At 40.8% G+C, this 12825-nt stretch carries 7 protein-coding genes; 6 read left to right on the top strand and 1 reads right to left on the bottom strand.

Annotation, left to right across the window (positions count from 1 at the left end; all coding sequences use genetic code 11):
* Positions 1-28 precede the first annotated feature (28 nt).
* Entirely contained in the window at positions 29-964 is a 936-nt protein-coding gene (locus ABD769_RS09570) for a glycoside hydrolase family 43 protein (protein ID WP_344851208.1), read from the bottom strand.
* Positions 965-1481: 517 nt separating this feature from the next.
* Here ABD769_RS09570 and ABD769_RS09565 point away from each other — a divergent pair.
* From ABD769_RS09565 to ABD769_RS09540, 6 genes are all read left to right on the top strand, one after another.
* The gene (locus ABD769_RS09565) at positions 1482-3893 is read left to right on the top strand and encodes a hypothetical protein (protein ID WP_344851207.1); all 2412 of its coding nucleotides are present in this window, start codon (positions 1482-1484) and stop codon (positions 3891-3893) included.
* Positions 3894-4012: 119 nt separating this feature from the next.
* Entirely contained in the window at positions 4013-5785 is a 1773-nt protein-coding gene (locus ABD769_RS09560) for a rhamnogalacturonan lyase (RefSeq protein WP_344851206.1), read from the top strand.
* 18 nt (positions 5786-5803) lie between these two features.
* Positions 5804-8140: a glycoside hydrolase family 2 TIM barrel-domain containing protein gene (locus tag ABD769_RS09555; RefSeq protein WP_344851205.1), complete on the top strand. Its 2337-nt coding sequence runs from the start codon at positions 5804-5806 to the stop codon at positions 8138-8140.
* 7 nt (positions 8141-8147) lie between these two features.
* The gene (locus ABD769_RS09550; protein WP_344851204.1) at positions 8148-8918 is read left to right on the top strand and encodes a rhamnogalacturonan acetylesterase; all 771 of its coding nucleotides are present in this window, start codon (positions 8148-8150) and stop codon (positions 8916-8918) included.
* Between the two features lie 110 nt (positions 8919-9028).
* Complete coding sequence (locus tag ABD769_RS09545; RefSeq protein ID WP_344851203.1) at positions 9029-9823, top strand: rhamnogalacturonan acetylesterase; 795 nt, start codon at positions 9029-9031, stop codon at positions 9821-9823.
* Positions 9824-9918: 95 nt separating this feature from the next.
* The gene (locus ABD769_RS09540) at positions 9919-12822 is read left to right on the top strand and encodes an exo-beta-1,4-galactosidase (RefSeq protein ID WP_344851202.1); all 2904 of its coding nucleotides are present in this window, start codon (positions 9919-9921) and stop codon (positions 12820-12822) included.
* The last annotated feature ends 3 nt before the right edge of the window (positions 12823-12825 follow it).

Here is a 12825-nt window from a genome sequence, read left to right as displayed (position 1 = left end):
AAAGCATTAAAACCGGTATTGTTTACACTTATTGATTTAACAGTTCTTTAAGTTCTTTTGCTTTGATGGTTACTATGGTTCCGTGTCGTAAGCCCTTTGGTAAGCTGATTTTTTCTGAAACATCTGTCCAGTTTTTTAAATCGACAGACTGAATAGCACCATATTGATGATCGCGGTACTTATCAAAAAAGACCATCCAGGTATGATCTTTTTTTAGGGTAGTAGGGCCTTCGGCCCAGTAATTTCCGGTTATTGCACTTCCAGCCTTGCTGTACGGACCAATCAATTGACCGGCGTAGGCCATCTTGATGTTTTTTTGAGCGGGTTCCCGGGTTTCATCTTTTAAGAACATTACAAAGCCTGAGCCTTCTTTTATAATGGTCGCATCAATTACATTAAACCCCGGATCGTAAAGCAGTTTCGTTTCCGAATAAGTTTTAAAATCTTTAGTGGTAACATAATATATTCTGTGGTTGTAACCACTTTCTTCAGTTGAAGCCGTTTCGTTAAATTTATCTTTTATCGTTGTGGCCCAGTAAATCATGTAGGTTTTAGTGCGGTTATCATAAGTAATTTCTGGCGCCCAGGTGTTTCTTGCACCACCTTCTTTTATCATCACGGGTAAAAATTGTTGCTCACTCCAGTGGATTAAATCCTTCGAACTGGCATAGCCGATTCCTCTATCTTTCCAGCTCACCGTCCACACCATGTGAAATAAACCATCAGCTCCACGGATAATACACGGATCCCGCATCAACTTATCTTTACTTACCATAGGTGTCAGGAATGATTGATCGTTTTTAAGCGCGGTCCATTTATAAGCATCGGTACTGTAAGCCAGGTGGAGGCCATCTTCGCCATTGCCTTTAAAATAAGCAAAAAGATAAATTTCTTTTTCAGACTGTGCATGTGCATTATAAAACGCTGATAACAGTAAGATGGCCAGGTATAACAGTTTTTTCATTTATTTTATTTTTGTTTAAATGCACCGTTCCGTTGCCGGTTTTGCATTTATTTTTGAAAAATAGTAGTTGATTATCTCGTGATAAAAGTAAAATATTTAAAATAATAAACGTTATTTAAACATTTATTTTATTCATAATTCATTTTAGGAGTCATTCTACAATCTTAGCATTAACAGATGGCTTTTAATCTTCCCAAATTATAGTTAAGTTACTAAAAGGGTTTAGTAAAGTAACTTTTTACTTGATGTTTAAAATTTATTCTGAGGAAAACCTTAAAATCTTTCTTATAATATATTGTCATCCTAAAAAAGCAGGATACTACAGGATGCAGGTTAAAAATATACTATTTACATTCGACATGAATCAATTAATGGAAGCCACCCGGCTTAAGTTAAGATTCGCTAACCAAATACGCATGATGAGCCTCTTTTTTTTCAATATTCTGTTATTGATGATATTTTTTGTGGGTCAGTATATGTGGCGCGGATATCTGTTTCACATGATTAACAAAGGAATATGAACCTCAAAAAATATACGTTGTTTTGCCTTTTAAGTGGATCAGCAATTTGTTGTTTGGCGCAACAAAAAACTGCACCTGTTGCTTCTGATCAAAAATCGGTTAAACTCTTTTTTGAGAAATCATACTTACAGTTAGACCGGAGTTATTATAGTACCGGCGAAGATATTTGGTTTAGTGCCTATCTGGTAAACGGAAAAAGCAGCAGCCTGACTGCTACGAGTAATAGTTTATATGTGGAGCTGCTTTCGCCCAAATCTGAAATTCTGGACAGGAAAATGATCCGGATAGATGGCGGGCTTGGCAGGGGGGATTTTAAACTGAAAGATTCTATCCCTTCAGGCTGGTATGCCATAAGGGCATACACCAATTGGATGCGGAATTTTGGCGATGATTTTGTGTTTCAGAAACGGATCCACATCAGCAATAACATTATCGAAAATGCTTCTTATTTTACCCGAAATCCAGGCAGTCAAACAGATGCCGCTAACCTGAAAAAATCTATTGCCTTTTTCCCGGAAGGGGGGGCACTGGTTGAAGGATTAACCGGTATTGTTGCTTTTAAAACCAATGATAATGAAGGAAACGGTATAAAAGCCTCAGGCAGCATTATTTCATCGAAAGGAGATACCGTAACCACTTTTCAAAGCACCGAAGCGGGTATGGGCATTTTTGCCTTTGCGCCAAAAGCCAGCGAAAAGTACAGGGTTGAAGGATTTTATGGCAAAGAAAAATTTGCTTCTGAAATGCCCGCAATTCTTAAGAAAGGACTTTCATTACATGTTACCACCGATTCTTTAAATATTAAGGCAACCATCAGCGCCAACGAACCCATGTTTAACGAATTGAAAGACAAATCCGTTTCGCTGGTAATTAAACATGCAGGTGATTTAATTTATTCGGGATCGGTTAAACTGAGTAAAGCTACTTCTTCGGTATCTGTCTCAACAAAAGGTTTTCCCAATGGTATTTCGATCATTACCTTACTGGATGATGCAAACAGGCCCAATTGTGAGCGATTGGTTTACATACAAAACGAAAATAAAGTCAAACTATCCATTATACCAGGCAAGAACAGCTATAAACCGCGTGAAAAAGTGGTTCTTCAGCTAAAAGCAACAGATTTTCTTGGCCAGCCTGCTAAAACTTCATTTTCACTTGCTGCGGTTGACGGGCTGGTTCCGGATGATGGAAATGACATCGTTTCTTATTTAATGCTGCAATCGGAAGTTAAAGGAGAAATTAAAAATGCAGCGCAGTATTTCGATGTTAAAAATCCAGCACGTTTAAAACAACTCGACCTATTGTTGCTTACCCAGGGCTGGAGAGATTATATCTGGAGAAAACTGGCCGATTCCGCAATAAAAATCAGTTACCTGCCCGAGCCAGGTATTACGATTAAAGGCCTGGTACGTGAAAAATTGGCCAATAAACCACTTCCGGATATGAATATTACTTTATTTGGAAGCAATTTTAAAGGGGATAAACTGTACACCACGAAAACTGATCAGGATGGGCATTATTTCCTGGATGGATTAAACTGGAACGGCAATCAGGCAATAAAAATTTCATCAAAAGATGATAAAGGGAAAAAAGGTGGTTGGTTACAGATTGATACGCTGATCAAACCCTTAAATCTGCTACCGTTAAAGGTAATTGATGCTGGGATTCCGAATACACTGAATGCGGAAATTGGGAAACGCATGGATTACAACCGTAAGTATAAATTTGGCGATTCAATCTCTTTAAACGATATTGAAATTAAGGCGAATGCGGGTAAAAGGCTAATGTTGTTTAACGAGAGCTTATCAACCTTTGGCTACCCTGATCAGGTGTTTAACATCACTGCCGCCGATTATTCTTACAAAGGGTTGGAACATTTTTTATTAACAAAAGCCAATGGGGCGCAAACGATTGATGATTCGGATAGCACAGGAGGAGAAGGGGTTACCTTTCTGTCAAATGGAAAAAAAGTGCGGCCGCGTATTTTAATCAATAACCGGGAAGATCTTTTCGAGCGCCTGGATTATTATAGCCTGACCATGGATCAGATCAATCAGGTTACGGTGCGGCATTTGGTTAATAATGAAGCTAAAGATGTTTATGTCATCAGCCTTAATTTAAAGGACGAAGCCTTGCGCGGATCTAATTTAGATTTACTCAATATTAATTTAAACGGTTACTATACGGCCAGGACCTTTTATTCACCTGATTACGCTGGTCCGGCAAGCCAAAATAAAGATTTACGCACAACTATTTTCTGGTCGCCATCTGTTAAAACCAACGAAAAAGGAGAAGCTACCATCATGTATTTCAATGGTGATAATAAAGCCGGTATTTTCATTAAAGCCGAAGGAATTACCGATAAAGGCATTGCAGTATCAGCTAAAGCAACATATAAAGTTCAATAACCATGAATAATCCATTCTTCAACAATCAGGATAATTAAGTAATGAAGATCAGAACCATAACGATTTCATGCCTAATTTTCAGCATATTTTTTTCGGCTCAGCTTTTTGCCCAAAGGCAAATGGAAAAGCTTGGCCGCGGCCTGATTGCGGTACGACAAAATAGCGATTCAGTCTATATAGGCTGGCGCATGTTGGGTACCGACCCGGATGATATTGCTTTTAATTTATACCGTAAAACCGGGAATGGCAAAGCTGTAAAACTCAACCAGGATCCCGTTGTAAAGAGTACAAATTTTGTAGATGCGGGGGTTAATTTTGATCTCGCAAATAGTTATTTCGTTAAACCCGTTTTTAAAAATCATGAACTTGAGGCCAGCAAACCGTTTACCCTTGTAGCTAAGCAGCCGGTTCAGCAATATTTAACCATTCCTTTAAAAACACCTGCAGGTTACTCGCCTAATGATGCTTCTGTTGGCGATTTAGACGGAGATGGTGAATATGAAATTATATTGCACCAAACAGGGCGTGGTAGAGATAATTCATCTAACGGGATTACCGATCCGCCAATTTTTCAGGCTTATAAACTGGATGGAACTTTTTTGTGGGAAATTAACCTGGGCAAGAACATACGGGAAGGGGCACATTACACGCAATTTATGGTTTACGATCTGGATGGTGATGGCATAGCCGAAATGGTGTGCAAAACTGCCGATGGAACGATAGATGGCAAAGGAAAGGTAATTGGCGATTCGACTAAAGATTGGCGAAACCAGAATGGTAAAATATTAAATGGCCCTGAATTTTTAACCGTATTCAGCGGTAAAACAGGCGAAGTCTTGGCTACTACAGATTATATTCCTGCACGTGGCGATATTGGTGGATGGGGTGGCAGAGGCGGAAATGGAAAAAATGACAATACAGGCAACCGTGTAGATCGATTTAATGCCTGCGTGGCCTATTTAGACGGCATTCATCCAAGTGTGGTGATGTGCAGGGGCTACTACGGCAGAACGGTTTTGGCTGCGTGGGACTGGCGTAATGGTAAATTAATGTCCAGATGGGTGTTTGATACCAAAGATGCGAAAAATCCATTTTCAGGGCAGGGAAATCATAACCTCACGGTGGCCGATGTTGATGGCGACGGAAAGGATGAAATTATTTATGGTTCAATGTGCGTGGATGATAACGGAAAGGGATTGTACACCACAGGCTTAAGACACGGCGATGCCATTCATGTTTCGGATCTTGATCCTGATCGTCCGGGAATAGAAGTTTTTGGGGTGCACGAAATAGAAGAAGGTACAAAAGGCCCTGGTGTTGCGGTTTATGATGCAAAAACCGGCGAAATATTATGGAAAGGCTCGCAGGATGAGGATGTGGGCAGGGGAGTGGCCGATAATATTGATAATACCCGTTTCGGTGCACAGATGTGGTGGTCAGGTTCGAACGGATTATACGATATCAAAGGTAACCGGATAGGAAATCAGCCACGATCAACTAATTTTTTGATTTATTGGGACGGTGATTTATCAAGGGAACTTTTAGATGGAAACCACATTGATAAGTATAATGGAGGGCGGCTTTTTACAGCTGAAGGATCGGTATCGAATAACGGAACCAAATCAACCCCTGTTTTAAGTGCTGATATTTTTGGCGATTGGCGCGAAGAACTGATCTTAAGATCTTATGATAATCAAAGTTTAAGGATTTATACCACAACCATACCAACTGAGCACCGCAATTATACCTTAATGCACGATCCTCAATATCGTTTAAGCATTGCCTGGCAAAATGATGGTTATAATCAGCCGCCACATACTGGTTTTTATTTTGGTTTCGGCATGAAAAAGGCACCAAAACCGCACATAACATTGGTAGAACCTAAGAAATAAACGAATCCGGTAGATATTATGAAATACAACAGATTATATATCCTCTCTTTCATTTTTGTATTTTGTTGCCCCGTGGTGTTTGCACAGACTCTAAAAGAGCAGGTGAGGGTAATTACTCCTTTTGATGAAGACTGGGCCTTTAATCCTGGTGATGTACAGGGTGCAGAAAAAACCGGTTTCGACCAAACCAAATGGCGGAAATTGAATGTTCCGCACGATTGGAGCATTGAAGGGGCATATGATAAAACAAATTTAACTGCCCGCGGAGGCGGTTATTTACCTTCGGGCATCGGCTGGTACCGTAAAACTTTCAATCTTGACGAAAGCTTTTCCAAAAAGAAAGTAACGATAGAATTTGATGGCATAATGGCCAACAGTGAGGTTTGGATTAATGGATTTTATTTAGGTAAACGCCCTTATGGTTACATCAGCTTCAGCTACGATTTAAGTAAATATTTAAATTTTGGGAAAGGCAAAATCAATACAATTGCAGTAAAAGCCGATAATACCATACAACCTGCTTCGCGTTATTATACCGGTGCCGGAATTTACAGGCATGTGCGCCTTGTTGCCACTGATGCAGTTCATATTGCCGCTTGGGGTGTGTACATCACTACTCCTGATGCTACTGCTCAAAAAGCTGCAGTAAAGGTGAAAACGGAAGTATTGAATGAATCTGGTCAAAGTGCACAGGTTACCATAGAAACATCAGTTTTAGATCCTGCCGGAAAAATTGTTAAAACTGTGCAAAGTAAACAAACCATCGCAGGTGGAAAAAATGGTAGTGTAGATCAGGAGCTCTTGGTAACAAACCCAAAACTTTGGAATCTGGAAAGTCCGGATTTATACCAAACCTTAACAAAAATAACACTGAACGGGAAGGTAATTGACGATCAGCTGAATACTTTTGGGATCAGGGCTTTCAAATTTGATGCTGCAACCGGTTTCTGGTTAAATGGCAAAAACTTTAAGTTGAAAGGGGCATGTTTGCACCATGATGGCGGTGCTGTTGGCGCAGCCGTGCCTTTAAGCGTATGGAAGTTTCGGTTAGGACGTTTAAAAGAGGTAGGGGTAAACGCCATCAGAACAGCGCATAATCCGGTTGCACCAGAGTTTTTGGATCTGTGCGACCGGATGGGCTTCTTAGTAATGGATGAAACCTTTGATACCTGGAATTCAGCTAAAAACAATGGTGAAAAAGGATACAACAGATTTTTTACCGAATGGTGGGAACGCGATACGCGTGATATGGTAATGCGCGACCGTAATCATCCGTCCATCATAATTTATAGTGTTGGAAACGAAATCTATGATGATTTAAACAGTCCTGAAGGATTTAAAAAATATAAGGATCAGCAAGACCTCATTCATCAGCTCGACCCAGGCCGCCCGGTAACCATGGCGCTTTTCCGTCCGGCCAATTCGAAAGTTTACACCAATGGATTAGCCGAAACCATGGATGTTGTCGGGCAGAATTACCGAGAGAATGAATTGGTAGCCCTGCACAATCAGAAACCAAATTTAAAAGTAACCGGCACAGAGAATACGCATGTCATTCAGCAATATCTGGCACTTCGCGATAATCCTTTTATGGCAGGTCAGTTCCTGTGGACAGGTTTTGACTATCTTGGAGAAGCAGATTGGCCGCAAATTACCAACGGGCAAGGCTTGTTCGACAGGATTGGAAGCTGGAAACAGCAAAGTTTACAACGCCAGAGCTGGTGGTCGGATAAACCTGTGGTACATATTGTCCGTAAAGAAGATAATGCCGGTGCTGGTGCCTGGATCAATAACTGGACACCCACCGATTTTGATACTTACGATGATGCAAAAGTTGCCGTTTACAGCAATTGCGAAGAGGTAGAACTCTTTTTAAATGGTAAATCGCTGGGCAGCAAACCTAAACCAGCCGATGATTCACCCCGTTTATGGGATGTCACTTTCGAAAAAGGCAGTATTAAAGCAGTTGGTAAAAATAAAGGCAAAGTGGTTTCATCAGAAGAACTTAAAACTGCCGGACCTCCCGCTAAAATTGTATTATCGGTTGATAAAAACAAAATCAAGAATAGTTGGGAGGATGTGGCTTTTGTAACCGCAAAAATTTATGATGTAAACGGAAATCTCTGTCCAAATGCTGACCAACTGATCAAATTTACCATTTCAGGCAGTGGAGTTATTGATGCTGTTGATAATGGAAATATAGCCAGTCACGAAATGTACAGAGACACGCAACGGCATGCCTATCAGGGTGTTTGCATGGCTAATATAAAAGGTAATGCAACTGGAAATGTTGAGGTTAAGGCCACTGCAGATGGATTGGAAGGTGCATCAATAAAATTAGAAGTGAATAAATAATAATACAATGAAGTTTACACCCATAAAACTACTTACCGCAGTAGCCATCATCTTTTTGGCTTCGGCATTTATAAAAGGCGATAAACCCGCTCTTCATACCATTGGCGATTCTACCGTTCGCAATTCGAACAAAGAAACCTGGGGCTGGGGAACACCAATTGCGTCCCTGTTTGATACCACAAAAATCCATGTAGAAAATAATGCCATGGCGGGGAGAAGTACACGCACTTTTTTATCAGAAGGCCGGTGGGATAAGGTCCTGGAAACATTAAAACCCGGCGATTTCGTTACGATGCAGTTCGGGCACAATGACGGAAGTGCACCTGATACCACCAAAGCCGGTAGAAGAGGTGTGTTAAGAGGCACCGGTGAAGAAACCAAAGTACTAACCTGGCCTGATGGAAATGTAGAAACGATACATACCTATGGCTGGTATATCCGCAAATTTGTACGCGAAACCAAAGCCAAAGGCGCTACACCGATTGTACTGTCGATGATCCCCAGGAACATTTTTAAAGATGGTAAAGTACTTCGGGCCAATAATGATTTCGGAAAATGGGCTGCTGAGGTTGCGAAAGAAGAAAACGCTTATTTCGTCGACCTGAATAAAATTACGGCCGATAAATATGATGCACTCGGTCCGGATAAAGTAAAACGCTATTTCCCTGGCGACCATACCCATACCAATTTGGAAGGTGCAAAAGTTAACGCGGAATCTGTTGTAGAAGGGATTAAAGAATTGAAAGATTGTAATTTGAAAAAGTATCTGAGAGACTAGAAGACGGAGATACGAAAGTCCGATGTCCTAAGACTAAGGAGCATAGCCAATCATCCGAAAATTAATCTAAGTAATCTAATAATCTGTGTAATCATCCCAAGGTAATAACCATGAAACCAACTAAATCATACCTGCATCTCATTCTCTTAACCGCTTTTATTATCTTTTCTTCCTGCATCATCTTGAAACAGCAGGCGAAACCCACTTTATTTCTCATTGGCGATTCGACGGTTAAAAATGGAAAAGGCAAAGGCGATGGTTCATTATGGGGCTGGGGAAGTTTTATCGGTAATCTATTTAATACCGAAAAAATCAATGTCGAAAATGATGCACTTGGAGGCACCAGCAGTCGTACTTTTCAAACCAACGGTTTGTGGGATGCAGTTTTGGCAAAAGTAAAAAAAGGAGATTTTGTGATGATGCAGTTTGGCCATAATGATAGCAGCCCGCTGGATGATACCGCCCGTGCCCGTGGCACCATAAAAGGCATCGGAACGGAAAGTAAAGAAATTTACAACCCGATTAAGAAAAAGCAGGAAGTGGTATATACTTACGGCTGGTACTTACGCAAATTCATCAGCGATATTAAAGCTAAAGGCGCAATACCGATTGTTTGCTCACCAATTCCACGCAATCCCGTTAAAGATAACGCGGTGGTTTTAGCCAACGATAGTTATGCAGGTTGGGCCGAAGCGGTGGCAAAAGCCGAAAAAGTCGATTTTATTCCATTAAATCAGCTCCTTAAAGATCAATATGCCGCTTTAAGTGCGGCTGAGGTAAAGGCATTTTTTACCGAGAAAGACCACACCCATACCAACGAAGCCGGTGCAAAGTTAAATGCAACAACTGTGGTAGAAGGTCTAAAGAAATTAAAAACCAATAAACTGAATAGTTACCTGAAATAAGTCATCGGGCAGGATACTACAGGATGCTTTCCTGCCGATATTGTTTTATTTTAACAGCCTAACCAAATACCAGCGGTGATAAGCCGCTCAATTTTATGCAGATACAGATAAACCGGGTTTTCATAGTGCTGATAAGCATTGCTTTAATATTTTTAAGCATTCCGAAAACACATGCCCAAAGTATTTCACTGGCAGGCAAATGGCGTTTCAAAATAGATGCTAAAGATGAAGGCATAAAAGGAAAATGGTATTCATCCGTTCTTCCTGAATCCGTTAATCTACCAGGTTCGATGGCCGAAAATTTAAAAGGCGATGATATTACTTTAAAAACAAAGTGGACCGGAAGCATTTATGATAGTTCTTATTTTTTCCACCCTCGTTTAGAAAAATACCGTAAACCCGGTAACTTAAAAATACCTTTCTGGTTAACCCCTGCCAAACATTATACCGGTGCTGCCTGGTATCAGAAAGCTATCGAAATCCCAACCAATTGGAAGGGTAAGCGGCTGGTATTATCTTTAGAATACCCACATTCCGAAACAAGGGTTTGGATAGACGATATCGAAATCGGTACGCAATTTACCTTTGTAGTCGCTCAGAATTTTGAACTCCCGCCAAATTTGAAAGCCGGAAAACATACCATCACTTTACTGATTGATAACCGCATCAAGGCAATCAATGTAGGGCAGGATTCGCATAGTTTAACCGATCATACCCAGGGCAACTGGAACGGGGTAGTTGGCAAAATGGAACTGCTGGCCGGTTCGCCTGTTTATTTTGATGATATCCAGGTTTACCCTGATCTGAAAAATAAGTCTGCCAGAGTTAAAATCCAGTTGAAAGCTAATGCCAATCAATCTTCTACAGGAAAAATTACGCTTTCTGCCAGCAGTTTCAATACCAAAAATATCCTGCAGGTCAAACCAGTAACAGCTGTTTATCAGATCAGAAATGGTGAGGGCAGCCTGGAAATCAATTTGCCAATGGGCAATAAAATAGCCACCTGGGATGAGTTCGATCCGGCTTTGTACCGTTTAACCGCCACACTGAATTCGAAAGACGGTAAAAAAGATGAGAAAAAAATACAGTTCGGCATGCGCGAATTTAAAGCGGTAGGCAGAACTTTTGAAATCAATGGCCGTCCGGTTTTTTTACGCGGTACGGTTAATAATTGCGAATTTCCGCTAACCGGTTACCCATCAATGGATGTTGCGGCATGGCTACGTATTTTTAAAATTTCGAAGGCCCATGGCTTAAATCACATGCGTTTTCATTCATTTTGTCCTCCTGAAGCTGCCTTTATTGCCGCAGATCAGATTGGTTTTTACCTGCAGCCAGAAGGACCGAGCTGGGCCAATCATGGTTCATCAATCGGAGATGGAAAACCGATCGATCAGTTTATTTATGATGAAACCAACCGCATGGCTAAAAGCTATGGCAATTATGCATCTTTTTGTATGATGGCCTATGGAAATGAACCACGTGGCAGGCAGGTTGAATACCTGACCAAATTTAATAATTACTGGAAAGCCAAAGATTCGAGACGACTGTACACCGGCGCATCGGTTGGTGGAAGCTGGCCGGTTATTCCAAACAACGAATTTATGGTACGTGCAGGTGCCAGGGGTTTAGATTGGGGCAGAAAACCAGAAAGCATTTCCACTTATGCCAAGCAGATCGAACAGTTTACGGTACCTTTTGTGGCACACGAAATGGGACAGTATTGTGCCTTTCCTAATTTCGATGAAATCAAAAAATACACCGGTGTTTATCGCGCAAAGAACTTCGAAATGTTTCAGGAAGATCTTAAAGATCACGATATGGCTGATCAGGGGCATAACTTGTTAATGGCTTCGGGCAAATTACAAGCCCTTTGTTATAAAAACGAAATTGAGAAGGCATTACGGACACCAAATTATAATGGTTACCAGCTTTTATCCTTAAATGATTATCCCGGGCAGGGAACAGCGCTTGTCGGTGTATTGGATGCCTTCTGGGATGAAAAAGGTTATATCAATGCCAAAGCATTCAAACGTTTTTCTAACAGCACGGTACCCTTATTAAAAGTTTCGAAGTTTGTTTTTACCAATAATGAAATTTTAGCAGCTGCGGTAGAAGTGGCTCATTTTGGGAAAGCACCGATTGAAAATGCAAAACTCTCCTGGACGCTCAAAGATGAAAGCGGCACAAATGTGGCGAAAGGTAGTTTCGATCCTAAAACCTTAGCCATAACCAATTGTATAACGATTGGAGAGATTAAATTTCCCCTAAATAGCATTACAAAAGCAACCAAACTGAAATTAGAAGTTACCATTGATGGAACTGAATTTGCCAACGACTGGAGTTTCTGGGTTTATCCTGCACAATTGCCTGCAGTTAAAACCGATGTGTACTATTGCACCAGTTTAGATGACAAAGCCCAGTCGGTTTTGGCCGGAGGGGGCAATGTTTTCCTCAATGCAGCAGGCAAAGTGGTAAAAGGAAAAGAAGTGGTGCAGACTTTTTTACCGGTGTTTTGGAATACCTCTTGGTTCAAAATGCGTCCGCCACATACACTGGGTATTTTATGCGACCCAAAACACGCTGCTTTTAAAAATTTCCCGACCGATTTCCACAGCGATATGCAATGGTGGGAGATTGTGAACAAATCGCAGGTGATGAACCTCGAAGATTTTCCATCTGGATTTAAACCAATTATTCAACCGATTGATACCTGGTTTTTGAACCGCCGTTTGGCGCTGGTTTTTGAGGCAAAAGTGGGCAAGGGGAAATTAGTAGTTTCGAGTGCCAATCTTTCACCTGATTTAAAAGATAGCCCGGCGGCTCAGCAACTTTATTTCAGTTTACAGCAATACATGATATCTGATCAGTTTAATCCAAAATACGAAGTGGCTTTTAATACCGTAAAAGATATCTTCGAAAGTCCGTCGAAAATCCAGTTCGATACCTTTACAAAAGATAGTCCGGACGAATTAAAACCAAAACCGAAAACCAATTAAGAT

It is taken from the genome of Pedobacter jeongneungensis (assembly GCF_039538295.1).
In the GTDB taxonomy this organism is placed as follows: Bacteria; Bacteroidota; Bacteroidia; order Sphingobacteriales; family Sphingobacteriaceae; genus Pedobacter; species Pedobacter jeongneungensis.
This window is presented reverse-complemented; position numbering and strand designations above follow the sequence as displayed.